The organism is Hymenobacter sp. R533113 (assembly GCF_056835965.1).
Genome location: NZ_JAKWBD010000006.1, coordinates 14,314 through 38,231 on the forward strand (window position 1 = coordinate 14,314; position 23,918 = coordinate 38,231).

The window sequence follows — 23,918 nt, forward strand, 5'->3', positions numbered from 1 at the left end:
CGAAGGTAAGCACGGAACACCGCCCGTTCGGCTTTAGTGCGTAAGCTGTAATCTGCCTCACAGCAGAAGTAAAGTCAGCCCCACCGAACTATTGTACCGTGGTAGTATACGTCACGAAGCGGTTATCTGCTTTCCGAAATCTGACCTGATATACACCTGGCCATGTGGCCTGAAACGGGTAGCAGGTATTTCTTGGTGCCCCAGTCGCCGTAGGGGCCGTTCCACATGGTGTAGCCCGCTTTAGTCGAGATACTTAGCTCGTCGCGATAAGCCCGAAACTCTTCCCGCACAGGGCAGCTAAAGCTGGTTTCTGCTGGGCGGGGCGGCGGACCGTAGCTGGTGGCTAGGTCGAGGTGGGTTACGCCGGGGTCGAAGGCCAGGCGCAAAGTAGCGCGGAAGTTTTCCAGCACATCTACGTCGCCAAAGTTCTGCCACAAGCCCAGCGACACGGCCGGTCGCTTCAACCCGGTGCGGCCGCAGCGCCGGTATGCATGGTGGCCGTGTAGCGGCTGCAGGAGGACAATGCGAGAAAGTAAAGCGCGCCGACAAGCGCCCCGCGCCGCTACCGATACGCGAAGTAGGCACTGGGGGGCGTTTTAGCCAGAAATATTAAAAGTTACAGCAGCCCGTCGCCGAAAAACGCGTCATTGGAAGTACAGTTCCGTCGTTCCAATTGCGGCTTGTTTCAAACAAAGCCTGCCGCGCTGGTTTTATACGCGTATTTCTCACCTCAACCAACTTGTACATGCAAACCTCCACGCCCAAATTCCTGCTTCTCTTCGTCTGGATCATGCTGCTGTTTACGGGCAGCGCTGTCGCCCAGACTACCACCAAAGCGCCGGAAGACAAAAGCAAGCGCCCCAGTCCACCGGCCACCGTTACGGGCTCCAACTTTACTATTGAGTACAGCCGGCCTTCCATGAAGGGTCGAAAGATATTCGGCGAGCTGGAACCCTATGGCAAGGTGTGGCGCACGGGGGCCAATGAAGCCACCACATTTGAAGCCAAACAGGCAGTCACTATCAATGGGCAGGCGCTGCCCGCGGGCAAATACGCCCTGTTCACCATTCCCAACGAGCAGGAATGGACGATTATCTTCAACAAAACCGCCAATCAGTGGGGCGCCTATGATTACGATGAAAAGCAGGACGCCCTGCGCGTAAAAGTGAAGCCCACCAAGACTGCTCAACCCGTGGAGCAGTTCACCATTACGGCGGCTAAAGCCGGCACCGTAACGATGGCCTGGGAAAATACGCAGGCCGCTTTTAAGGTGGCAGGTGCGGCGTCGGCCAGCAATTAGTAGCATTCCAGTCGGGTGGTAGCCTGGCCGCGACCCATAAAAAAGCCCCCTAGATTCTTTCTGGGGGGCTTTTTTATGGGAACAAGTTATAACCTAATCCAAAATGTACCGCAGGCCCAGCTGGGCGCGCCAGCGGCTGTTCAGGTCGGTGTTGTTGAAGAAGGTCTGGTTGCCGCCCCGAAACTGGTAGGTCGGCGTGTTCGACGTGGGAGTTGGATAGCTGGTTTCAATGAAGCGGTTGTTGGCAAACGTGCGCCGGATGCCCCAATCGGAGCTGATCAGGTTGCCTAGGTTCTGCACATCGAGGCTAACTTGGAACGTGTGCTTCTTTTTGGCAGCCTGGATGGAAAAATCCTGCAAAATCTTGGCGTCGAGCTGGGTGTACCAGGGGCTGATGGCCCCGTTGCGCTCCGTGTAGTTGCCCCGGCGCTCGGACAGGTAGTCGTCCTGATTGATATAGGCATTCAGCTGCTCCCACTGCTGGTCGGCCGTTACTACGTTGCCCTGGTTGTCGGTGTAGGCTACCAGATTGATCTGGTCGCGGGTGGCGGGCACTTTCAGCAGGTCGTTGCCGGGGATGCCATCGCGGTTCAAATCGCCAGCATAGGTGTAGGAAAAGCGGTTACCCTGAGCGGCCTCAAAGAAGAAGCTAACGGTAGTGGCCAGCCGGTCGTTGGCATAAGCAAAGCGCTTGCCGGCTGCCCCGATAAAGCGGTGCTGCAAGCCAAAGTCGCTAAAGGCCAGCCGCGGATCATTAGCATTGCCGACCACGGGATTGCGCTGGAAGGCGTCGGCCGCGATTTCGCCAGGGTTGGAGGTTACATCCTTGGCCTGCGAGTAGGTGTAGGCCGCCTGCACGTAGAGGCCGTTGGCGAAGTCCTTTTTGAGCTGACCCGTGAGGGAGTACTGGTAGCCGCGGTTCGTATTTTCGAGCACGATAACGCCCGCGTCGAGGAAGCTGAACTGCCCGTCCGGACCCGTGAAGCCGGGCGTGATGCGCGGGCCGGCGGCCGGATAAATCAGGCGGTTATCGAAGCCGTTGAGGCGCTCGGTGGGCGTCACCAGGTTGTAGTTGCGGTGAATGGCCGCGTTGCGGTCTTTGGAATAAATGCCTTCCAGCGTAGCTACGATACCGCCGGGCAGCTCCTGATCAATAGCCAGGTTGGAGCGCCACACCTGTGGAAATTTGAAGTCGCGGGCCGTACCGTTGATCTGGAAGGTGTAGCCGGGGTCAAACTGGGCGTTGGAAGCCTGGTTGCTGATCCACACAAAGGGAATGCGGCCCGTGAAAATGCCCGTGCCACCGCGAATTTGCGTGGTGTATTTATCCCCGGTAAGGGAGTAGTTGAAGCCCAAACGGGGCGACCAGAGCGGCGTCGCTTTCGGGAACTCCGTTACGTCCACCGTGGCGGACTGCCCATCCGAATCGAGCAAAGGCGCATCCAGAATCTGCTGATTCTGCGCTACGTCGGTGTTGTAGATGGGCATATCGGCCCGGATGCCGAGGGTCAGCTTGAAGTTGGGCGTCACGTTCCACTCGTCCTGGGCGTAGAGGCCGAGCTGGGCCACGTTCACATCCACGGATTTGATGCGCCGGGTCGCGCCGGTTTGGGCAATGGCGTTCAGGTCCACGAAATCCGGGTTGGTGGGGTCCGTCACCTCAAAGAAACGATCCACGTCGAGGCCACCGAAGAAGGGGTAGCCGTAGCGCTGCAAGTTAAAGTCGTTCACGAAGGCAAACCGCTCGTAGGTCACACCGCCCGTCAAAACGTGTGCCCCGGCGAAGTAGCTCAGGTTGTCAGTGAATTGCAGAATATTCTGATCCAGACGGTTTTCAGCCGAAAACTGCTCGGTGCCCACACTCACATAGGTCGTGCCGTTGCGGGTGATGTCGAGCTGGGGAAACAGCGGGGCCTCGGGAAGCTCGCGGAAGTCGCGGAAAGCGGAGAAGCTGAGCTGGGCTTTATTGCTGAGTTTCTCGCCAATACGCGAATTCAACTCACCCACTATCGAATTCAGGTTGTTATTAATGGTGTAGCCCGAGTTGGAGTACTGCAAGGTGTTCACGCCCTGCACCCGCGAGGAGGGCGCGATGGCGATAGGGTGGGGGCCCTGCTCACGGTAGCTCTTGAGGTAGTTGTAGCGCAGTGAAAAGGTGTTTTTCTGGTTGATGTTCCAGTCCAGCTTCGCCAGAAACTTGTCGCTGTACGTGCGGTAGGTGAAGTCGGTGAAGGAGCCAGGGTCGTAGCCGTACACCTCAGTCAGACGCCGACGAATGTCGGCTAGGTCGCTGCCTAGCACCCGGCTCACGCCGTCGGCCTGGCCATTGAGGGCGGCCGTGGCTTCGGCGGGGCTGGCAGCGGGCCGGAACGTCAGGCCGGGGTCGTCGCGGCGGGTGATTTCGGCGTTGGTGAAGAAGAACAGCTTATTCTGAATAATCGGCCCGCCCAGCGCAAAGCCCGTCTGGTTGAACTTCAGCTCGGGGTTGCGCACGGTCACGTCGCCCACTTTCTCGCCAATAAAGTTCTCATTGCGCAGAAACGTGTACACCGTGCCCCGGAAGTCGTTGGTGCCGCTCTTGGTCACAGCATTCACGCCGGCCCCCGTAAAGCCGCCCTGGCGCACATCGAAGGGCGCGAGGCTAACTTCCAGCTGCTCAATGGCATCCAGCGATACGGGCTGGGAGTTGGTTTGCCCGCCCGGCGTAGGCGCGTCCAGGCCGAAGGAGTTGTTGAAGATGGAGCCGTCGAGGGAAAAGTTGTTGTAGAGCGTATTTCGCCCCCAAAGCTCAGTCCGCTACTTTGGGGCGTGAGGCGGGTAAAATCCTCCTGGGAGCGACTGATAGTGGGCAAAGTGCGGATGGCGGCGCTACTCACGTTGGTGGAGGCGCCGGTGCGGTCCTTGTTGATCTGCCCGTCGCGGTTACCCTTCACCACTACTTCGCCCAGGGCCTGGGTGCCTTCCGAGAGCGTCACGTTGCCCTCAAAGGTTTTGCCCAAAGCCAGCTGAATGGCGTCGCGGGAGTAGGGCGCGTAGCCGATAAAGCTGATTTTCAGTTCGTAAGGGCCGCCGACGCGCATATTGAGCAAGTCGTACTGGCCGTTGGAGCGGGTGGCAATGCTGTACACGGTGCCCGAAGGCAGGTGAGTGGCGACAACAGTCGCGCCCGGTAGGGGCTGGCCGGTGCCATCCGTGACAACGCCTTTCATGGCGGAGGTGGTCACGCCCTGGGCCAGTAAGGTGGAGGTGCTAGTGAAAAGCGCAAAGCCTAGCAGCAGAAACAGTAAAATTCTGTTTTTCATAAAAAAGAGCTTTTTTGTTTATCAAAGGCATTTCCTTTGAATTTCGGGGGCAAAATTACCGCAAGTTTTCGGTATTGCTACGCTAAGGTTAATTAAGTTTTAATCGTGCTCCCGGTCAAACAATGTATTGATAAACAGACTATTAGCTCAATGTTAAGTTTTCTAAAAAACTTGTGTAAATAAGATGGAATACGATATTACCCGCGAGAAATAATATTGACTTTACTTCTTTTTCATCTCCTGTCTTAAAATATAAATACCATAAGTTACAAGCCCCATTTTGTGAGAGAAAACGCATTATTGTTTGTACTCTGCAATTTCGAGGAGGAATGATTTAGAGCGTGTTTGGGATTTTGATTCTCGTGTCATGCTGGATCTGGCGTCCGCTTGTCGAAGCATCTATACTGGTTACTAATCAATGCTTCTGCAACGAGGCGGGAGAGATGCTTCGACAAGCGGACGCCAGATGCAGCATGACGCAAACGGCGTTTCCGTGAATTCCCAAACACGCTCTTAGCGAATGCCTCAATCCCAGGCTCGCTGTCACACTAACTGCCCTGCTTATCTGGCGTCCCGAGGCAAGCATCTCAAAACCACAGCAATTCCATAACACGCTGATAACCTTCACTTAGCACTGGTAATCTACTTTTAGTCAACCCTAAACGCAGATTTGTTATGTCGAAGAAAACTACCGGCAACCTCAACCGGCGCGAGTTCCTCAAGAGCACGGCCATCATTTCTGGAGGTGTAGCGCTGCTGCCCGCCATGCTCACCAGCTGCGACGACGATGGCAACCTGCCGCCTTACGGGGGGCAATTTGGCTTCCGCGAGGGCGTGGCCAGCTTCGACCCGTCGCAAAGCAGCGTCATTATCTGGACCCGGTACTCGCCCGCCGCCAACGAAACCGGCAGTGCCGCCATCCGGTGGGAAGTGGCCGAGGACAGCGGCTTCGCCCGCATAGTAGCCCGTGGCGCAACCCAGGCCACGGCCAGCACCGATTTTACCGTAGCGGTAGACGTGCCCCGGCTGACGGCCAACCAAAAATATTTTTACCGCTTCCGCAACGAGCGCACCCAGGCCGCATCAGTCATCGGCGAGACCCGCACCCTGCCTGCGGGCAGCCAAGCCAGCAGCGTGAAGCTGGCCGTGGTATCGTGTGCTAACTTTCAGGCGGGCCTGTTCAACGTGTACGGGGCCGTAGCCGCCTCCGACGTGGACGTGGTAATTCATCTGGGCGATTACATCTACGAATACGGTCAGGGCGGCTACGGCACCAACCCGGCCACCGCCGCCCTGAACCGCGCCCACCAGCCCGCCACCGAAACCATCAGTCTGGACGACTACCGCACCCGCTACCGCCAGTACCGTAGCGACCCGCAATTGCAGCGCGCCCACCAGCGCAAGCCCTTCATCTGCGTCTGGGACGACCACGAGAGCGCCAATAACGCCTACAAGGACGGGGCCGAAAACCACCAGCCCAATGAGGGTAGCTTCGAGGCTCGCAAGCAGGCCTCCATTCAGGCCTGGCATGAGTATTTGCCCGCCCGCACCGCCGACCGCCAGAAAATCTACCGCGGTTTCGAGTTTGGCAACCTAGTGAATCTGCTGATGCTCGATACCCGCCTGGCGGGCCGCGACAAGCAACTCAGCTACGCCGATTATTTGGGGGCCAATGGTGCCTTCAACGCGGCGGCCTTTGGGGCGGCCTGGCTGAATCCGGCCCGTACCATTCTGGGCACCGAGCAGCGAAATTGGCTTACTTCTAATCTGGGGGGCAATCCGGCGCGCTGGCAAGTGCTGGGCTCGCAGGTGCTGATGGGCAAAATGTACATTCCCGCGGAGCTGCTGGTGCTCGTAGCCCAGCTGGCTGCCGCGCCCACACCCGCTTTGCTGGCCCAGTACAACGTGCAGGCTACCCAACTCAGCATCATCAAAACCCGCCTGCTACGCGGCGACTCCACCGTAACGGCCGCCGAGCGGGCGCGGGTCGAGACGGTGCTGCCCTACAACCTCGACGCCTGGGACGGCTACCCCGCCGAGCGCGAAGCCGTGTACGCCGCCGCGGGGGGCAAAAAGCTCATCGCCCTGGCCGGCGATACCCACAACGCCTGGTACAGCGCCCTGACCACCGCCGGGGGGCAAAAAGCCGGGGCCGAATTCGCCACGCCCTCCGTCTCCTCGCCGGGCTTTGAGGCCCTGTTTGCCGGCAACGCGGCGGCTATCCAAGGCTTCGAGCAGTCCAACCAGCTCCTGATCGACGACTTACAGTATCTGGACGCTTCCCGGCGCGGCTTCCTGCAGGTGGAGTTCACGGCTTCGTCGGCCACTGCGCAGTGGAAGTACGTGGGTAGCTTGCTGACGGAAAATACGGCGGTGGTTGTGGGAAATACGGTGAGCGAGGCTTAGAAACTACTATAGTCGTCAAAAAAGCCGCTGCTAATTAGCAGCGGCTTTTTTGACGACTATAGTAGCATTTCGTAGTCGCTTGGCTACGCCGAGTGACTGCGGGAAAACTTGCAGGTTGCTTTCAAAGTAGCTGGCGCTGCTAGGGCGCAACTGTAGTATTTTCTAATAAACACTTCGACCGCCGTTCTTACTCAGGAAGCAGGAGCAGCGGTTGAAGCTTTATTAACAAGTATTATACTCATCTGGGGTAGCCAGAGCGCTACTTATTTATCCTATTTGTTTGTGAAGTCGTTGCATGGAGTTGCGTAGATAAACTTGTATGGGTTTTTCTATAAACTGATAAAGCAAAATAGCTATTAAAGAATAAATTAAAATACAAATGAATGTGTTTTGAGAAATATAATATGAAAATAGATTATTAAATATTCCTATGTGAATTAGATAGAGCGCGTAGGAGCTTTTACCCAATAAAAGGAAGAGTTTCGTCTCCAATGCCTTTCGTAGTAGAGTTTGCTCATGTAATAAGCCATAGAACAAGACGACTATGGCAAAAGGTAAAATAAAATTCTGTACTAGAATCGACCATTGAGAGGTAGGCCATAAGGCGGTGGGCGTGTGCTGTACCTTAATGGCAGCCAAAGCTATAATGCAGATAATAATTCCTATTGAACCACTGAGTGTCGCCGCAGAATGGCTCAGGGAAAAAACCCTATACTTTTTTTTAATATAAAAGGCTAATGCTATTCCCGCCATAAACTCCGTGCATCTACCAAAGAAGGTGAAGCGCAGCATGAAATTCATAGAAGACATAAATCCATAAAGATACTGCGTGCTTAAAGAGCATAAAAAGACTAATAAGCTGCCTAAGCTAAGTAGTAGGATGGGGTAAAGGATAAAGCGAGACAGTTTGATTTGTAGGCCTATTAATAAAAAAGGGGCTAGGATGTAAAAAGTCTCCTCTATTGTCAGAGACCAGGCAGTGGGAATTCCAGAAGTTAATGCGCTGTAGAAAAAAGCTTTTAGTAACGTTATGTTTAAAAAGACAAGAATGAGCTTATCCTTCCATAGTATTTGGGCAGTATGCCAAGTCGGTATAGTATCAGTTGGTATATATTGCAATAATAAGAAGGTGCTCGCTGTCAGAATAAAATATATGGGGTATATCCTGGTAAACCTAAACCATAAATACCTGGCAAGCCACTCCTTTGTTAATTCAACGCGGTCCATATAGCGATAAGCAATCAGAAAACCGCTTAAAACAAAAAAACGGGGACTCCTACGTGCAGCTGCTGAATAAAATAATTAAGCCATCGCAAGCTAATGTTATGATAGTTGGTGCCAAGAAATGGATTGAGATGAAATAGCACAACCATATAGGCGGCTACGGCACGAGTACCCGTTAAGGCAGGAAAGTATTTGTTAGTTGAAGCTGGATTATCGGTAGAAAAATATAAAGACATATAGGTTTCAAATAGATGGAGCGCTAAAATTAAATAGGGTAGGAAATTATTTCTCTCCCAACACTTCCTCCACCCAAGCCTTGCCCCATTCCTCTAGCTCCTGCGCCGTCCACAGCTGCGGATAGAAGATGCGGCGCTGGAACTTGGGGGGCAAATATTTCTTCCAGTTGGTGCCGCCCGTAGCGGCTATGGCCGTGGGGTCGCGCTCCAGGTAGCGCACCGCCGATTTGTAGTGCATCAGGGGCCAGTTCACGTTCACGTTGGCGTCGAGCTGGCGTAGGGCGCGCACCAGGCGCGGGTGGCGCTGATCTTCGGCGGGCAGACGCTCCAGTACGGTCCACACGTTGCGGGTGCGGTAGTGGGCGGCGTGGTCGTGGAGGGTTTGGGCGTACTTCTCCTCAAACTGAATCAGCGTCAGGGCTTTGGCGCCCGATTCTTCGATGGTAGCGCCGGCCTTCCAGTAGATGCAGCCTAGCAGCTCGTCGTGGGCGGCGGCTTCGCCCAGCAGGCGGCGCTTCTCCTTATCCACTAAGTTATCGAGGGAAGTCGAAGCCAGCTCAATCATACGGTACTGCACGCTCTGGAAGCCTGAGGCCGGCATCAGAGCCATGCGAAACTGCAGAAACTGCTGCTTGTCCATGCCGTCCACCATCACATCAAACGAGTCGATCAGGTTCTCGAAGTAGCGGTTGATGCGGCCTATGCGCAGTACCAGCTCGCCCACGGTGGGCTGCTGCAAGTCGCCCATCTGCTCGTACTCGCAGAGGCAGAGCTTGAAGTACAACTCCGTGATCTGGTGATACATAATGAATATCCGCTCATCCGGGATCTGGGTAAGTGGGCGCTGCAAACTCAGCAGCGTGTCGAGCTCAATGTAGTCCCAATAGTTAACGTAGTCAGCGTAGAAAAGGCCTTCGAGGTAGGCGGCCAGGTCCTGGCCGTCGGCGGCGTATCTGGCTTGCAGGCGGCGCAGCTGCTCCAGTACTTGGGGGGCAAATTCGGATTGATTGGGGGGCGTTTCCATAGGAGGGAGAGAGGCGGGTAGGAGCTGCAAAGAACGAAAAAGGTATCGAAAGCAGCGGGAACAGGCAACCCTTAGGCTCCTGCTGGTATCTATGTTCATAAGCCCCAAAAGCTCCCGGCCGGCTTCACCGTTACGGAGCAAATCAATCGTTGTTTTCCCGCCTGAAACATCTACTTTTACCGCTATTATGGCCGAGAAGAGCAGCATTTTTGATATGATTGGGCCGGTGATGATTGGGCCCAGCAGCTCACACACGGCCGGGGTAGTGCGCATTGCAAGCGCCGCGATTCGCATTCTGGGGTCGTTGCCCACCCACGCTACCATTACCTTTTACAATTCCTTCGCCCGCACCTACGAAGGTCACGGCTCCGACCGCGCCATCGTGGCCGGTTTGCTGGGCTATGCTACCGACGACAAGCGCATTCGTGATGCCTTCGACTACGCCAAAGAAGCTGGCCTACAGTACACGTTTCAAAGCGTAGGCAATGCCTCCACCATGCACCCCAACACGATAAAGGTGCAGTTGCGCGACGAGCGCACGGGCCATGCCACGGAAGTAATAGGCCAGAGCAGGGGCGGGGGCGTTATCCGCATAGTAGAGGTGGATGGCTTTCCAGCCGACTTTTCCGCCTCTCTACACACGCTCATCGTCGACGCCGACGACCGGCAGGGCTCCATTGCCTTTATCGCTTCCGTTATTGCCCACGACGACTGCAACATCGCCACCATGTTTGTTTCGCGCAAAGGCCGCAACGACGTAGCCCGCCAGTTCATTGAAATGGATTCGGGAATTAAGCCCATTACCCTTGAATATCTGCGCCAGCTAGGCTGGGTACACCAGATTATCTACATCCCTACTATCGACTAAATTGGGTGTCTGGCGCTTGACAATACCTCCGAAAAAGCCCTGATTATAAAGTCCTTATCACATTTTGGCATATAAAAACAGCGGTACTTTGTGTTGCATAGTACCTTTTATTATATTTAAGCCCTGATTGGGCTCACACTCAGTTCCGAGGAAAGCCTAAAGTCCTAGTTATCAGACCTCTTCAGTAGATTAAGAACTAAAACCCATGAAACTGAACCGTACTCCGCTTCTTTGCCGGGCGGCTGCCCTTGGCGCGAGCACTTGGTTGCTGCTGGCTGCCCCGGCGCTTGCCCAAACCACAACGCCCGCCCAGCCGCCTGCCGGCACCATGACGGCCCCCGTCTCCAGTGGCCCCTGGACCCTGCAGCGCGCGGTAGACTACGCCGTGCAGAACAACCTGACGGTGCGTCAGAGCACGCTCTCAGCGGAGTTGAGCGACGCTACCGGACGGCTGGGGCGGGCGGCCCTGCTGCCCTCGGCTAACATCAACGGCACCCAGGCCTGGCAATACGGCACCGGCCTCGATCCGCTGACCAATGACTTTGTGAGCCAAACGATTCGCTCCAATAACTTCTCGGCCAACGCTCAGGTCACGCTCTTCTCGGGGTTTCAGCTGCGCAATACCATCAAGCGCAATGTGCTCGACTACCAGGCCAGTCTGGCCGACATCGAGCGGGCTCGCAACGATTTGTCGCTGAACGTGGCGGCGGCGTTTCTGCAACTGGTACTAAATCAGGAGCTGGTGCGCACCAACGAGCTGCGCGTAAATACCACCCAGCAGCAGGTAGAGCGTACCAAAAAGCTGCTGGCGGCCGGTAGCGTAGCAGAAAGTAACCTGCTCGACAGCGAAGCTCAATTGGCTTCCGATGAGCTGAACCTGGTAACGGCCCAGAATCAACGCGACATCTCGCGCCTGCAACTCGCCCAATTACTCAACTTAGACCCGACTAGTGCCGCGGCTTTTCAGGTTGAAGTGCCCAACCTGCCCGACCCCGACGAGCAGGCTGCGCTCAGCCTAGACCCTATCGGCCTTTACCAAACGGCTCAGGGCTTTTTACCCCAGGTGAAGGCGGCTGATCTGCGCGTGCAAAGCTCCATTCGGGGCGTAGAAGTGGCACGGGGGCATATTATCCGCGCTTGACTTTTGGGGCCAGCCTCTTCACCGGCTTCTCCTCCACGCGGTTGGCGCGGGTATTCACCGGCGACTCTACTAGCGGAGCCCCACTGCCGGTCTTCCAGTTCGACCCCGTTACGGGCACATCGAGTCGCACTAATTTTGCTGTACTCACGCCCCGGCAGCCTAGTTTTGAGATACTCCCTACGGCCTTCGGCGACCAAGTGAAGGACAACCTGGGTCGCGCCTTGCAGTTCAACCTGCAAATCCCGATTCTTAATGGCCTGCAAACGCGCACTAACGTGCAACGCTCCCAGATTGCGGTGAAGCAGGCCGAGCTGCAAGCGGCCCAAACCCGCCTGGAATTGCAGCAAACTATTCAGCAGGCCTACGCCGACGCGGTGGCGGCCCAGCGCCGGTTTGCTTCCGCCAGCCGTCAGGTACAGGCCCTGACTACGGCCTACCGCAATGCCGAAATCCGCTTTAACAACGGCCTGCTCAACGGCACTGAATTTAACATTGCCAAAAACAACCTCAACGGGGCCGAATCCAGTATGATTCAGGCGAAATATGAGTTTATTTTCCGTCGCAAAGTGTTAGAGTTCTACCAAGGCAACCCGCTGACTCTATAAAGTAATTACGGAGTACTATTTTACCTCGCCAGGTAAGTCGAAAGACGGATGAAGCCCGGACCAGCGGATCGAAAAAGCCCCCCAGAACAGTTTTCTGTGGCTAAGCGCTTCCAAAACTAATGAGGGTAAAAGGCTGCTCGAAGCTCCCGTGTAAGGCAGCGCTAAAAAACCAGCTATAACGCCGCTACTTCTTTATTTTTAATTGATTTATTTGCCTTCTCTTTCCTTACGCTGGATTTCTTCTCGAATATGAAAAACAACCGCTTACTGTACATTCTGCTGGGTGTACTGGTTTTGTTAATTGCCGGCTACATAGTGGCCAAAAAGCAGGGGTTGATCGGTCAGCCGGCTGGTACCGAAGTTATTACAGCGAAAGCCGGGCCCGCGACTATCGTCGAGAAGGTAAGCGCCTCGGGCAAAGTGCAGCCCGAGACGGAAGTAAAAATTTCGCCCGACGTATCCGGTGAAATTACGGAGCTGTACGTGGCCGAGGGCGACTCCGTGAAAAAAGGCCAGTTGCTGCTGCGCATCCGCCCCGACAACTACCAGGCTATGGTAAATATGCAGTCGGCGAGCGTGAATACCCAGCGGGCCAACGTCGGCCAGACCCAGGCGCGGCTCCAGCAACTGATGGCTAATGCCAAGCAAACCGAGCTGGCGTATCGTCGGAATGCCTCGCTTTACAAGCAAAAGGTAATTTCCCAGGCCGATTACGAGGCCAGCAAAGCCGCTTATGATGCCAGTCAGGAAGAAATAAACAGCGCTCGCCAGAGTATCCGCGGGGCGCAGTCGGGCGTTGCCAGCGCCCAGGCTTCCTTGGATGAAGCCCGCCGCAACCTCGACAAAACTACCATCTACGCCCCCGTCAACGGTACGGTGAGCAAGCTGAACGTGGAGCGCGGGGAGCGGGTAGTCGGTACTTCGCAAATGGCCGGCACCGAAATCATGCGCATTGCCGACCTCAACTCGATGGAGGTGCGGGTGAACGTGAACGAAAACCAGATCATCGATGTGAACCTGGGCGACTCAGTAGACGTGGATGTTGACTCGTATGCCAATAAGGATGAAAAGTTTCGGGGCATCGTTACCAGCGTAGCCAACACGGCCAAAGACGCGCTGACGGCTGAGGCGGTAACCGAGTTTGAGGTGCGCATTCGCCTGTTGCCCGAGTCATATCAGCACCTGGTGCGCAATGTGGGGGGCCGTACCATCGTCCCATTTCGCCCCGGCATGACGGCCTCTGTCGATGTTATTACGGATCGGAAGAATAATGTGCTGAGTGTGCCGCTTAATGCGGTAACCACCAAAACGGATAGCTCGGCCATTGCCGGCCCCGACAAAGCAGGCGGGCCAGGCGTGCGCGTAGGCCGTGGCGGCGGGGGGCAATCGGATGAGACTGCCCAGGCTGCGCCGACTGATGTGCAGGAAGTGGTATTCGTGATTCGCGACGGCAAAGCCGTAATGGTGCCCGTTAAAACCGGAATCAGCGACATCACCAATATTGAAATTCTCAGCGGCCTGAAGGCGGGCGACGAAGTAGCCAGCGGCCCGTATGCCACGGTGCATAAAAAGCTGAAAGACGGCGCAGTAGTCGTGGTGAAGGATGCAAAGTCCATCAACAAAGCGGCCCTGAAAGAGGAAGTAGCCGATGCTGATTAAGCGTCCCTGACGGGCCTTATTAGCAAGCATATGAGAGGCTGGGGGCTTTTTTGCCCCGGCCTCTCATTTTTTTTGTCTAAACTCGGGCTTGCGACAAGGCTTGCCGCCGTTGCGCCTGTGTTTGGGCGCGGAGCTGGTTCAAGCCGTTTAACCAGAGAAGGTGCTATATCGCCTTCCTACAAGTTTGTTTGGTGGAAAAAATAGCTATGATTGGCGGCGGCTCCTGGGCTACTGCTTTAACGAAAATCCTTTCTGAAAATGGGGCTCGGGTGGGCTGGTGGCTGCGCTCGAAAGATGATGTGCAGCACCTGCTGCGCACCCGCCACAACCCGCGCTATTTGTCGTCGGTGGCCTTTGATCTGAGCCGCGTTTTCCCCTCCACCGACCTGAAGGAAGTGGTGGTGGATGCCGACTGGCTGGTGCTGGCCGTGCCTGCTGCCTTCGTACAGGGCGCCCTCGACAAGCTCGACCGCGACGCCCTCCGCGACAAGCGCGTTATTTCGGCCATAAAAGGCATGATTCCGGGCAAAAACGTGCTGGTAACGGATTATGTGGTTGAGCGTTTTCGGCTCGATGGCGAGCAGCTGGGCGTAGTAGCCGGACCCTGCCACGCCGAAGAAGTTGCCCTCGAAAAGCAGAGCTACCTCACCATCGGCGGCCCCGATCTGGAGCTGGCCGAAGACTTCTGCCAGCTGCTGCGCAACCGCTACGTAAAAGCGCATCCCGCCGCCGACCTCGATGGCATCGAGTACTGCGCGGTCATGAAAAACATCATCGCCCTGACCTGCGGCATTGCTCACGGCCTGGGCTACGGCGACAATTTTCAGGCGGTGCTGGTGAGTAATGCGGTGCAGGAGATTCGCCGCTTTCTCTACGCCCTCAGTCCCAACCAACGCGACCTCAGCGCCAGCGCCTACCTCGGCGACCTGCTCGTAACGGCTTATTCCCAGTTCTCCCGCAACCGCACCTTCGGCAACATGGTAGGCCGTGGCTACAGTGTAAAATCAGCGCAGATGGAGATGAACATGGTGGCCGAGGGCTACTACGCCGTCAAGAGCATTTACGAGCTGAATAAAAAGCTAAAGGTGAGCATGCCGATTACCAATGCGGCGTATCACATTCTGTACGAGAAGATTTCGCCGGCCGTGGAGCTGGAGATTCTGAAGGAGAAGTTCAAGTAGTGCCTTAGAATTACTTTGAGGTGAGCCAGAAATAGACACCGGCAGCAATCATAAGCCCAATGAAAAACAGCTGTACATAAGAGGAGAACTTCTCTGAGTCTGAATCTAGTGTAAAGTTTTTTGGATTCTCGGTCTCATAGTAGAGTATCACTTTTGACCCCTTTCGATACAGATGGTAGGTAGGAAGACTAATCCCCATTTTCGCTTCTACTTCCACAACCTCACCAAGCACAGTTGTAAACTGAAATCGCGGATGGGAATTAAAAGTGTGAGTTAAACGAGTCTTGAAGCCTATAACTACTCCAGTTGTTTTTATTCCTTCATCTATTAGTCTTTCTGCATTCCGTAGGCGTTTAATTATTCTGCGAGCATTAAACGCAGCCAAAATGGTCCAAACAACAAAAAAGAAGTCCATGCGGTAAAGCTACCTTACTAGCTATAAATCTTAACTACACACAGCATGGGAACTTGGGGCTACTACAACTTCGACAACGACGCGGCTGCCGACTTCGCCGAAGACTTCCGCGATAATCACAATGAAGCGAAACTGCTGGAAGCGTTAGTAGCAGTGGCCGAGGAGGAAGACCATATTGATGGTGATGCGGCCAGCGAAGCCCTGGCCGCTGCCGAAATTGTAGCCGCCATTCTGGGCAAGCCCTCACGCGACTTTCCCGCCGACTTGATTCCAGTAATTGTAAAGCTGGACGCCAGCGAAAGCGCCGACCTGCGCGAGATGGCGCAACAAGCCGTGCAGGCCGTGGCCAAAAAATCTGAGTTGCAGGAGATGTGGGCCAAAAATGAGGCCACCGCCGATTGGCAACACACCCAGCAGGACCTGTTGCACCGCTTGACCTAAAGCCAGCATTCATGAACTGGCTTTTGCTGGCTGTCATCACGGCCTTCTGTCTGGGGCTTTACAACTTCTTTATTAAGCTGGCCTCGGGCAACATTCATCAGGTGGCTGGCGCGGTGCTGTTGCAACTCGTGGCTGCTGCTGTGGGGGGCATTTTACTGCTTTATATCAAGTCTACGCGGCAGGTAGTGAGCATTTCCCAAACCGGCGTGCTGTATTCCTGCCTGGCCGGCTTAAGCGTAGGTGTAGCCGAGATTCTGACGTTTTATGTGTTTACTAAAGGCGCTCCGGCCTCGGTAGGAACGCCCGTAATTGTGGGCGGCTCGGTGGCTGTAGCCGCGCTGCTGGGTTGGCTGGTGCTGCGGGAGCAGATTACGTTGGGCCAGGTGCTAGGCGTGGGGCTGATTATAGCCGGCGTAGTGCTACTAGCCAAGGGACATTAGTACCCAACTAAAAACGTAGAACGTTATGCAGCACAACGCGAAGCATCTGGCGTACAATCGTTGCCACACAAAAGGCGGTCATGCTGAGCAAAGCGAAGCATCTCTCTTGGGTAGTAATCTCATTTAGTAATGCAGCGAAGCGGGCGAGATGCTTCGCTTTGTTCAGCATGACGTTCTATTTGGTTGAATTACTGTTCTAACGTTAGCACGCGAGATGCTTCACTTTACTCAGCATGACCGCCTTTTTAAATAGTTTGAATAGGTAGGAAGGCCAATTGCGGTCTTTAGCGGTTATAAAGCCGCTCACCTGTTTCCGAGCCATCAACCCAAGTCGGGATCAAAATGAAGCGAATTTACTCTGCTTAATCAGCACCACATGAAGCGCATACAAGCCCAGGATATTGAGGCGATGGAAAAGATTTTCCGTCTTAATCTGATAAACTCCATCACCGGCTACAAGCCCGCCAACCTTATTGGTACTGCTGCCTCGGATGGCCGGACCAATCTGGCCATGTATAGCTCGGTGGTGCATCTGGGCTCCAACCCGCCATACATCGGCATTTTCACGCGGCCTACCAGCGTGGCTCGCCACACCTACGATAACATTAAGGCGAGCGGCTGCTATACCATTAATCACGTCCACGCCGACTTTACGGCAGCGGCGCACTACACGTCCGCACCTTTCCCGGAAGATGAATCGGAGTTTGAAAAGTGTGGTCTGGGGGCCGAATTTCTTGACAACTTTCCGGCACCATTTGTCCGCGAGAGCCAGATAAAAATGGGGCTGCGGCTGGTAGAGGAAATACCCATAAAAGCCACCGGAACAATCCTGCTCGTGGGCAAGGTCGAGGAAATCTACCTGCCCGCCGATGTGCTGGCGGCCGACGGCTCCCTCAACCTGAACGGGGCCGGCAGCGCCTGCGTTTCTGGCCTCGATACCTACCATACTGCCCAGGAAATAGGGGCGTATGCCTATGCCCGAGTAGGTGAGGGGCCACAGCCAAAGTAGCCAGACGTTCAATTAAACCGATACTAATCCCAGCTTCTCTAGCTCTTCCCACACCCGGTGCACGGGCAGGCCCATTACGTTAAAATAAGAGCCTTCCAGCCGCGTGACGCCTACCATGCCTACCCAATCCTGAGCGCCATAGGCACCGGCTTTGTCCAGAGGGCGAAAGTTGCGGACGTAAAACTCGATTTCGGCGGGGGAGAGGGCGCGGAAATGAACGCGGGTCTGGTCCGAGAAAACGGTGCGATAGCCGTCGCCGCTGAGCAGACACACGCCGGTAAACACATCGTGGGCGCGGCCTTGCAGGTGGGTAAGCATGTGTTTGGCTTCGGCCTCGTCGGCGGGCTTGTTCAGCACATTATCCTCCAGACACACGATGGTATCGGCGGTGAGTACTACCTCATGGGGGGCTAAATCGGAGGCATAAGCGGAGGCTTTGTGGGCGGCTAAGTACTCGGCTACCTCGGCGCGGTGCAGGTGAGGTGGGTAGCTCTCATCTACTTCGCGCAGCCGGATTTCGTAGCTCAGACCCAGGTCGGTGAGCAGCTGGCGGCGGCGGGGCGAATTGGAAGCTAGTACCAGTTTGGTGGCTACGGACATACCTGAAAGGGGTGGTCGGATTCCTGCTCATGGATAGAAGTAAACAGAAAGCCACCAATCGTTTTGGGATAAAAGAAAGTGGATTTGGGGGGCATTACGGCCCCGCTGTGGCACACGCGCTCTACTTCGGACATGGTCACTTCGTTGGTAATAAAGGCAGCGCGCGCCTCGCCGCGGTCCACGCGGGTAAGGCACTCGGTGAAGTTGCGTACGTAAGCTATGCCCGGCCACGAGCGTTGGGCATCGGGCCCTACAATACCCAGCACGCGCTCCAGTACGAAGTAGTGCAACACAGTCAGGTCCAGGGCTTTAACTTCGGGCGTAGTGTCCCAGGCAAGTTGGGCATGCACTTCGGGCCGCAACCGAATTTTGTAAGAATTGCCCCCCAGATACAACCCAAAGGCCCACAGCTTGCCAGCAATTATTTCGGGCAAATCGTAGGCGTCATCTTTGGGGAGAATAGTGAAATACGGTTCGAGCCGGGCCATAAACTCCTCGTCGGTGAGGCCGTTGGGCATCTCCAGCAGCAAGCGGTGAGTGGGCAGGATGCGCAGGTCATTGGCAGCCAAGTTGGTGAGGTACATCAGGTGGTAGTTCCACGGTTCCTCACCCGTTGAGTGCGGGTTGGCGGCCTGCCGCGCCTGCCGGTAGGCCAATGAGCCCTCGTAGCGGTGGTGGCCATCGGCCAGAATCACTTGTCGGGAGCTTAAAATTTCCTGGAAGCGCCGAATAATAGCGGCATCCTGAATGACGGCCAGCACGTCGCGGGCGCCCTGGTAGTCTTCTTCCGTTTGGTAAAGCGGGTCGCGCATGGCCTCGTCTAGGTAGCGCTCCAACTCAAAATCATCGTCGCGGTAGAGGCCGTGGGTGGCGCTGGTTTGAAACTCGGTGCGGGCCAGCAGCTCGGCGCGGTCGTTTACGGCCGCGGGCAAAGTGTTTTCGTGGCGTAGCACTACCTCCTCGCTCCAATCATAAGCCCGGATGTGGCACATAAAGCCCTTGCGGCAATACTCCTGGCTGCTGCCCGGCAACCGGAAATACTGGTAGTAGGCATAAATACCCGGCAGCTCATCCTGGCGCAGTACGCCCTGCGCCTGCCACTCCGCCAGCCGCCGCTGCGCTTCTGCAGCTGCATCATCCCCTCGCGGCACCGACAAATGAATGCTGTTCAACGGGTTGCGGTACAGCGCCTCCCGCTGCTTCGCCGACACGACATCAAATAGCGGCGACACGTAATCGTCAATCTGCTCACTTAACTGTGGGTTGTAGCGCCAGCCGCGCACGGGTTGAATCTCAGCCACGGAAAATCAATTAACAAGTAACATTTATCATTCAACAATTAACTAACAAGTGCCACTCTTCAACCACGCCTTCTTCGTCCTGGAAGAGAGCACAGATTGTTAAATGATAAATGTTACCTGTTAAATGCCTAGGGCGCCAAACGGCTACGCTGCCACCCATCGCCCACTCGCTCATACACAATGCGGTCGTGGAGGCGGCTGGGGCGACCCTGCCAGAACTCCACGCGGTGCGGACGCAGAATAAAGCCTCCCCAATGCGGCGGGCGCGGCAATGGGTTCTCATTCGCAAAGCGCTGTTCTATTTCCTGCTCCCGCTGCTCCAACTCCTCCCGGCTCCCGATTAGCTGGCTTTGCGGAGAAGCCCAAGCCCCCACCTGGCTAGCGCGCGGCCGACTCTGAAAATACTGATCTGACATGCTTTGGGGGGCTTTTTCCACGCGCCCTTCCACGCGCACCTGTCGCTCCAGCCCAGGCCAGAAGAAATTAAGCGCGGCTAGCGGATGCGCGGCTAATTCCTGGCCTTTGCGACTGTCGTAATTGGTGTAAAACAGAAACCCCGCGTCGTTGGGGAGGCCTTTAAGCAGCACTACGCGGGTGGTAGGCTGACCATCGGCGCCTACGGTGGCCAGCGTCATGGCGGTGGGCTCATCGAGGTGGGCAGCCAGGGCCTCATCGAGCCAGGCCCGAAACTGGTGCACGCCGTCGGGCAGCACATCGGCTTCGGTGAGCGTGCGTTGGGCGTAAGTCTTGCGTAGGTCGGCCAGTTGCTGGTCAGTCATTTGTGAATGATTAATAATGAATTAGCGTCCTTTTGGATACCATGCATAAAGCGACCAGGTGCCTTGCTTGTGCAGCAATTGCATTTTCTGTTCCCGAATAAAATCGTCGGCACGCTCGAAGAGGGCAAGCATTTCGGGCCGGTTTTTTAGCCCCTCGCGGTAATAATTATTCTGGCCGTTATAGTAAGCGCTGTCCAGATAAACCAGCACAGGACGGTTGTCCATGCGGGCCAGCAGTTCCGGGTCCGGGCCTTCGGGGCTCAGCACCGTAAACAGCTTTCGAGCTTGGTAAGTTGGGGTGCGGGCTGCTTTGTGCGACATCAGCGGCAGGCCCGTGACCATGGAGAGCTGGTAGGTATTGTTGTTGTGAACTTCATCGGGGTCTACCGTGAACTGATAACTATTTTCCTCGGCCCCGGAGTGGGAAAAAGGCAGCGGCAGAATGGCCTGATACGGTTTCAGGTCGAGCCAGCCCGTGAACTGCCGCATGGGTAGGGTCGGGGCTTCGGCCGTAAGAATATTAGGTAGCTGCGTATTGGTGTGGTAAAAACGCATTGCGTCGCGGGCGTCAATCATCAATAACAAGCAAAGGGCTGCCAGTACCCAACGCAGCACGGGCCGCTGCCACCAGCGCGCTACGTAGTAGCTGAAGCCGAGCACAAATGCCCACCAGAAAGGCCATATAAACCGGCCCAGCGCCCTGAACTGGGTTACACGGTCTGTTACCTTATGTAGCCAGAAAAACGGATTCAGGTAATTGTGGAAGACATAAGCGCCGTTGTCAAGCACATAGGTTTCGCCCAAAGCGATGAACGCCATGGGAATGCTGGCCAGGAGGAATAAGCGCAGGAATCGACCATTGTCATCGTCGGTGAGGCGCATTGAGGGGAGCCGACGCAGGGCAGCCAGCACCAGTACAACCAGCAGTCCGTAAAGCACAAAGCCCCCCAGATAAGCTGATGATTCGTAGAGAATCTCCTCGGTTCGCTCTAGCGGAAACCGTACCTGGTTGAAGGAATAGCCCCGAAAGAAGGCCCCAAATTGAAATTTCCAATCCAGAAAATCGTAGCCATTGCTGCTGGACGGCCGCTCGTTGTAGCGCCCGTCCAGCAGCATCAAGGAGCCCATCGTGAGTGCCAGCGCCGCCGCCAACGTTAGCATACTGTACACGGCCAACCGAAACCACGGCTTACTCGCCAAGGCATTCTCAGCTATCCAAAACAGAAAGAAAAAGCCCCCCAGCACTCCCAAAATGCCCAGATAATAGAAGTGCAGATACGATGCTGCCACAATGCCCACGAATAGGAGCCCAAACCACTTCCGCACCGGCCGGTCATTCACCCAGGCGTAGTACAGCTGCTGCAACACCCAGATGGTGAACAAGATGGCCGGCGTGTAAGATAAGCTGGTATGGCCCACGCGCAGACGTATAGTTTGCGGGGCCAGCCACGGCAGCGTCACGCTCAGCAGCACTACCAACCAAACCGGCAAACCCAACGGGCGCAGAATACGATACAGCAGCAAGGTGCTAAGTACCAAGCCTCCCAGAATAAACAAATCGTATAAATACAGACCATAGGGCTCCAGCGCGGGGAAAGCCCGCACGAGCACATGCAGGCTTTGGGTCAGCACGGGCGTACTGTCTGTGTAATACATGTACTCGCCAAATGGGTAATTATGTCCCATCACCAACATGCCGTCGCTTAGGGGCTGACGCAGAAAGGAAGCGATAGAGAAATAGCTTTTAATTCCGTCGTAGTGCGTAACAATCAGGTAGTCACCGGGATTGAGAATAAGCGTACGAAATACGCTTAATAGCAGCAAGGCTTGAAGTAGAATACTGCCCACGAACCAGGGATCGAATGAGCGTTGGCGCGAAAGGGGCGAAGCGGATAGCGAGGGCATTAGCGGGTAGATACGCACTTGATAAGGGGCGCAAATTATTCAGAAAATAGTTGGGGCACCCTCATCATTTACCTGCTGGTGCCTCGTTCTATTGCCTACCACGGGCGCAGGCTATTTTGCCGGGCCTTGTTATTTCCGGGAACCTAAGCCTGTTCTCCCGACGTAGGTTGAGATAAACCGCATGCTTGGTTCAGACCACAGAATAGTAGCGTCAGTTTGAGCTTAGTGGTCTGTAGGGTTGGGCTGATTAAATGGATGAATGTTATAAAGATGCTTAACCTATGAAAGCTGGAAGCTTATTGATTTCGCAGCCCTTCCTGGGCGACCCGAATTTTGAGCGCAGTGTGGTGCTGCTGTGCCGCCACACCGATGAAGAAGGCACATTTGGCTTAGTGCTCAATCGGGCCACTAACCTGCTGCTGGGCGATGTGCTGGAGCTGCCTGGCGGCGATGTGCTGCCCGCCGCCCGCCTGCCGCTGGGCCTGGGTGGGCCCGTGCAGCCCGATACACTTCACTATCTGCACCGCCGCGCCGATGTGCCCGGTGCTATCGCGCTCGGACACGATGTGTACTGGGGTGGCGACTTTGACGTACTGCTGGGGTTGCTGCTCAGTGGCGAGATTGGCGAGGAAGATGTGCGCCTGTACGCTGGCTATTCGGGCTGGACGGCCGACCAATTGGCGGAGGAAGTGCGCGAAAATGTTTGGATAGTGCACCCTAATGCTGCCGAGAAAGTCTTTACTTTGGCTACTGATGCCTTTTGGCAGTCTATTTTGCGCGAAAAAGGTGGTCGATACCGGATTTTATCTAACTATCCCACAGATCCACGCCTGAATTAGCTCCCCACTGCCGCGCCCATTAGCCTTTCGGGGCCGGCCTTTTCCTCCGAACTATGCTACCTGATAACAACACCACCGATCCCCTGCACTCCGACGAAGCATCGGAGTCGCCGATGAGCATTCTGGAGCGCCGTCTGGCCGAGATTCGTGCCAAAGAAAACCCAGCTGCGCAGCCACTACCCCCTACGGAGGCACCTGCTCCTGCGGCCAATGTTCCGGCCGAAACTACGGCATCGGCCCCCTCTACTACCACCGACGAAATAACGGAGCGGCCAGCCCAGGGCACACCGCCCATAGAAAATGCCCCCCAGGGAGCTGGCACCGCCGAAGCGCCGGCCGCCGCTGTAACGCCCGATGCTACGAGCCCATCGTCGCCAAGCACCGTCCCAACTCAGGAGCCAATTTCGGAACCACTGGCTCGGGCTGAAGCGCATTACGGGCAGCAGAACCCCGGCGTGGAAACGGCTACGCAGTCTACTGCTTCAGCGATTGTTGCGCCGGAGCCAGAGGCCATGCCAACCAGCGCAGTGACTGAGGCTGCTGTCTCATCAATCGAAAATGCCCCCCAGGCTGCTATTACCCCCGAGCCGGAGGCGTTGACTGGACAAGCTACTGAAACGGAAGAGCCCGCCATGCCAGCGGCTCCCACCATTGCGCTTCACTCAGCCGAAGACCTGGAGAATGCGCCCGATATGGTCGCTGCATTACCTACTTCCGCCACAGCATCGGCAGCCGTAGCACACGAAGCGGCGTTGGCTCACGAAGGCGAGGACGAAGAGGAACTGGCGGCCGAAACCCACGGCCCCGATTTCAGTCAACTCGATCTGGCGGCGCAAGCATCCTTTCTGTTAAACATGGTGCACCGCCCCGACGCGCAACGCAACCGTAAGCAGATCACGGATTTATACCGCCAATACGAAACCGCCTTGGCTGCTGATCGGCAGCGGTCAGAAACAACTGCCGCACCCGACGCGGAAGCAACGTATCATGGCCCGGCTGGGCATGCCGAGCTGGTGAAGGCCATGCAGGAGTTGCGCGAAAGCCGTGCCCGCGATGCCCGTGCCGAGGATGAGCAGCGCACCAAGAACCTAGCCCACAAGCAGGAATTGCTCGCTCAGCTGCGGCTGCTGGTAGAGTCGGCGGAGACCAAGGATAGCTCGGCGCGCATCAAAACGCTGCAAAACGACTGGAAATCTACCGGCCCGGTGCCCCAAAAGGATGCTCAGGAACTGTGGAATAGCTA

Annotated in this window: 21 protein-coding genes and 1 pseudogene; 12 read left to right on the forward strand and 10 right to left on the reverse strand. The window is 55.8% G+C overall.

Annotation, left to right across the window (positions count from 1 at the left end):
- Positions 1-122 precede the first annotated feature (122 nt).
- Positions 123-464, reverse strand: coding sequence for an aldo/keto reductase (locus MKZ35_RS06205; RefSeq protein WP_482512366.1), 342 nt, complete (start codon positions 462-464; stop codon positions 123-125).
- A gap of 281 nt (positions 465-745) precedes the next feature.
- Here MKZ35_RS06205 and MKZ35_RS06210 point away from each other — a divergent pair, with 281 nt between their 5' ends.
- Positions 746-1,300 (forward strand): DUF2911 domain-containing protein, encoded by a 555-nt coding sequence (locus MKZ35_RS06210; protein WP_482512367.1) that lies wholly within the window; start codon positions 746-748, stop codon positions 1,298-1,300.
- 93 nt (positions 1,301-1,393) lie between these two features.
- On the opposite strand, the gene MKZ35_RS06215 is transcribed toward MKZ35_RS06210, so the two are convergent.
- Together MKZ35_RS06215 and MKZ35_RS06220 are read right to left on the reverse strand one after the other, a co-directional pair.
- Entirely contained in the window at positions 1,394-3,925 is a 2,532-nt protein-coding gene (locus tag MKZ35_RS06215) for an outer membrane beta-barrel protein (RefSeq protein ID WP_482512368.1), read from the reverse strand.
- Positions 3,892-4,602, reverse strand: a complete 711-nt coding sequence (locus MKZ35_RS06220) for a carboxypeptidase-like regulatory domain-containing protein (protein ID WP_482512369.1) — start codon at positions 4,600-4,602, stop codon at positions 3,892-3,894. The genes MKZ35_RS06215 and MKZ35_RS06220 overlap by 34 nt, the downstream gene beginning before the upstream one ends.
- Before the next feature lie 675 nt (positions 4,603-5,277).
- On the opposite strand from MKZ35_RS06220, the gene MKZ35_RS06225 reads away from it, so the two are divergent.
- Positions 5,278-7,008: an alkaline phosphatase D family protein gene (locus MKZ35_RS06225; protein ID WP_482512370.1), complete on the forward strand. Its 1,731-nt coding sequence runs from the start codon at positions 5,278-5,280 to the stop codon at positions 7,006-7,008.
- A 267-nt stretch (positions 7,009-7,275) separates the two neighbouring features.
- On the opposite strand, the pseudogene MKZ35_RS06230 reads toward MKZ35_RS06225, so the two are convergent.
- Both MKZ35_RS06230 and MKZ35_RS06235 read right to left on the reverse strand, forming a co-directional pair.
- Positions 7,276-8,265 (reverse strand): annotated as a pseudogene (locus tag MKZ35_RS06230) (acyltransferase family protein); the annotation flags it as partial.
- A gap of 249 nt (positions 8,266-8,514) precedes the next feature.
- Positions 8,515-9,492 carry a tryptophan 2,3-dioxygenase family protein gene (locus tag MKZ35_RS06235; protein WP_482512371.1) on the reverse strand — a complete coding sequence of 326 codons (978 nt, stop codon included), beginning with the start codon at positions 9,490-9,492 and terminating at the stop codon, positions 8,515-8,517.
- A gap of 187 nt (positions 9,493-9,679) precedes the next feature.
- Between MKZ35_RS06235 and sdaAB the strand changes: the two genes are divergently transcribed.
- The 5 genes from sdaAB (at position 9,680) to MKZ35_RS06260 (ending at position 14,946) form a co-directional block, all read left to right on the forward strand.
- Positions 9,680-10,360 carry an L-serine ammonia-lyase, iron-sulfur-dependent subunit beta gene (gene sdaAB, locus MKZ35_RS06240; RefSeq protein WP_482512372.1) on the forward strand — a complete coding sequence of 227 codons (681 nt, stop codon included), beginning with the start codon at positions 9,680-9,682 and terminating at the stop codon, positions 10,358-10,360.
- A gap of 205 nt (positions 10,361-10,565) precedes the next feature.
- Positions 10,566-11,501: a TolC family protein gene (locus MKZ35_RS06245; RefSeq protein WP_482512373.1), complete on the forward strand. Its 936-nt coding sequence runs from the start codon at positions 10,566-10,568 to the stop codon at positions 11,499-11,501.
- Complete coding sequence (locus MKZ35_RS06250; RefSeq protein ID WP_482512374.1) at positions 11,498-12,106, forward strand: TolC family protein; 609 nt, start codon at positions 11,498-11,500, stop codon at positions 12,104-12,106. The genes MKZ35_RS06245 and MKZ35_RS06250 overlap by 4 nt, the downstream gene beginning before the upstream one ends.
- A 249-nt stretch (positions 12,107-12,355) precedes the next feature.
- A complete protein-coding gene (locus MKZ35_RS06255) occupies positions 12,356-13,765 on the forward strand; it encodes an efflux RND transporter periplasmic adaptor subunit (RefSeq protein WP_482512375.1) in 1,410 nt (469 codons plus the stop codon).
- 191 nt (positions 13,766-13,956) lie between these two features.
- Positions 13,957-14,946: an NAD(P)H-dependent glycerol-3-phosphate dehydrogenase gene (locus MKZ35_RS06260; RefSeq protein ID WP_482512376.1), complete on the forward strand. Its 990-nt coding sequence runs from the start codon at positions 13,957-13,959 to the stop codon at positions 14,944-14,946.
- Between the two features lie 10 nt (positions 14,947-14,956).
- On the opposite strand, the gene MKZ35_RS06265 is transcribed toward MKZ35_RS06260, so the two are convergent.
- On the reverse strand, positions 14,957-15,361 hold the full coding sequence (locus MKZ35_RS06265) for a DUF3592 domain-containing protein (RefSeq protein ID WP_482512377.1): 405 nt from the start codon (positions 15,359-15,361) through the stop codon (positions 14,957-14,959).
- Positions 15,362-15,406: 45 nt separating this feature from the next.
- On the opposite strand from MKZ35_RS06265, the gene MKZ35_RS06270 reads away from it, so the two are divergent.
- The 3 genes from MKZ35_RS06270 to MKZ35_RS06280 all read left to right on the forward strand — a co-directional run bounded on the left by MKZ35_RS06270 (position 15,407) and on the right by MKZ35_RS06280 (position 17,251).
- On the forward strand, positions 15,407-15,802 hold the full coding sequence (locus MKZ35_RS06270) for a DUF4259 domain-containing protein (protein ID WP_482512378.1): 396 nt from the start codon (positions 15,407-15,409) through the stop codon (positions 15,800-15,802).
- Between the two features lie 11 nt (positions 15,803-15,813).
- A complete protein-coding gene (locus MKZ35_RS06275; RefSeq protein WP_482512379.1) occupies positions 15,814-16,242 on the forward strand; it encodes an EamA family transporter in 429 nt (142 codons plus the stop codon).
- A gap of 376 nt (positions 16,243-16,618) precedes the next feature.
- A complete protein-coding gene (locus tag MKZ35_RS06280; protein ID WP_482512380.1) occupies positions 16,619-17,251 on the forward strand; it encodes a flavin reductase family protein in 633 nt (210 codons plus the stop codon).
- Between the two features lie 12 nt (positions 17,252-17,263).
- Here MKZ35_RS06280 and MKZ35_RS06285 read toward each other — a convergent pair whose 3' ends face one another.
- The 4 genes from MKZ35_RS06285 to MKZ35_RS06300 all read right to left on the reverse strand — a co-directional run bounded on the left by MKZ35_RS06285 (position 17,264) and on the right by MKZ35_RS06300 (position 21,836).
- Positions 17,264-17,851, reverse strand: coding sequence for a Maf family nucleotide pyrophosphatase (locus tag MKZ35_RS06285; RefSeq protein WP_482512381.1), 588 nt, complete (start codon positions 17,849-17,851; stop codon positions 17,264-17,266).
- Positions 17,842-19,152 carry a DUF1015 domain-containing protein gene (locus tag MKZ35_RS06290; protein ID WP_482512382.1) on the reverse strand — a complete coding sequence of 437 codons (1,311 nt, stop codon included), beginning with the start codon at positions 19,150-19,152 and terminating at the stop codon, positions 17,842-17,844. Before MKZ35_RS06290 ends, MKZ35_RS06285 begins: the two co-directional genes overlap by 10 nt.
- 128 nt (positions 19,153-19,280) lie before the next feature.
- Complete coding sequence (gene pdxH / locus MKZ35_RS06295) at positions 19,281-19,931, reverse strand: pyridoxamine 5'-phosphate oxidase (protein WP_482512383.1); 651 nt, start codon at positions 19,929-19,931, stop codon at positions 19,281-19,283.
- Positions 19,932-19,952: 21 nt separating this feature from the next.
- Positions 19,953-21,836 (reverse strand): DUF6311 domain-containing protein, encoded by a 1,884-nt coding sequence (locus MKZ35_RS06300; RefSeq protein ID WP_482512384.1) that lies wholly within the window; start codon positions 21,834-21,836, stop codon positions 19,953-19,955.
- 281 nt (positions 21,837-22,117) lie between these two features.
- Here MKZ35_RS06300 and MKZ35_RS06305 point away from each other — a divergent pair, with 281 nt between their 5' ends.
- Positions 22,118-22,675: a YqgE/AlgH family protein gene (locus MKZ35_RS06305; protein WP_482512385.1), complete on the forward strand. Its 558-nt coding sequence runs from the start codon at positions 22,118-22,120 to the stop codon at positions 22,673-22,675.
- A gap of 53 nt (positions 22,676-22,728) precedes the next feature.
- A partial coding sequence (locus MKZ35_RS06310; RefSeq protein WP_482512386.1) for a DUF349 domain-containing protein occupies positions 22,729-23,918 on the forward strand: 1,190 nt, incomplete at its 3' end.

Coding starts and splice junctions, on each gene's coding strand:
- MKZ35_RS06225 (WP_482512370.1), top strand. CDS start 5,278: ATGTCGAAGAAAACTACCGGCAACCTCAACCGGCGCGAGTTCCTCAAG.
- MKZ35_RS06270 (WP_482512378.1), top strand. CDS start 15,407: ATGGGAACTTGGGGCTACTACAACTTCGACAACGACGCGGCTGCCGAC.
- MKZ35_RS06255 (WP_482512375.1), top strand. CDS start 12,356: ATGAAAAACAACCGCTTACTGTACATTCTGCTGGGTGTACTGGTTTTG.
- MKZ35_RS06220 (WP_482512369.1), bottom strand. CDS start 4,602: ATGAAAAACAGAATTTTACTGTTTCTGCTGCTAGGCTTTGCGCTTTTC.
- sdaAB (WP_482512372.1), top strand. CDS start 9,680: ATGGCCGAGAAGAGCAGCATTTTTGATATGATTGGGCCGGTGATGATT.
- MKZ35_RS06275 (WP_482512379.1), top strand. CDS start 15,814: ATGAACTGGCTTTTGCTGGCTGTCATCACGGCCTTCTGTCTGGGGCTT.
- MKZ35_RS06245 (WP_482512373.1), top strand. CDS start 10,566: ATGAAACTGAACCGTACTCCGCTTCTTTGCCGGGCGGCTGCCCTTGGC.
- MKZ35_RS06265 (WP_482512377.1), bottom strand. CDS start 15,361: ATGGACTTCTTTTTTGTTGTTTGGACCATTTTGGCTGCGTTTAATGCT.
- MKZ35_RS06300 (WP_482512384.1), bottom strand. CDS start 21,836: ATGCCCTCGCTATCCGCTTCGCCCCTTTCGCGCCAACGCTCATTCGAT.
- MKZ35_RS06285 (WP_482512381.1), bottom strand. CDS start 17,851: ATGTCCGTAGCCACCAAACTGGTACTAGCTTCCAATTCGCCCCGCCGC.
- MKZ35_RS06210 (WP_482512367.1), top strand. CDS start 746: ATGCAAACCTCCACGCCCAAATTCCTGCTTCTCTTCGTCTGGATCATG.
- pdxH (WP_482512383.1), bottom strand. CDS start 19,931: ATGACTGACCAGCAACTGGCCGACCTACGCAAGACTTACGCCCAACGC.
- MKZ35_RS06280 (WP_482512380.1), top strand. CDS start 16,619: ATGAAGCGCATACAAGCCCAGGATATTGAGGCGATGGAAAAGATTTTC.
- MKZ35_RS06305 (WP_482512385.1), top strand. CDS start 22,118: ATGAAAGCTGGAAGCTTATTGATTTCGCAGCCCTTCCTGGGCGACCCG.
- MKZ35_RS06235 (WP_482512371.1), bottom strand. CDS start 9,492: ATGGAAACGCCCCCCAATCAATCCGAATTTGCCCCCCAAGTACTGGAG.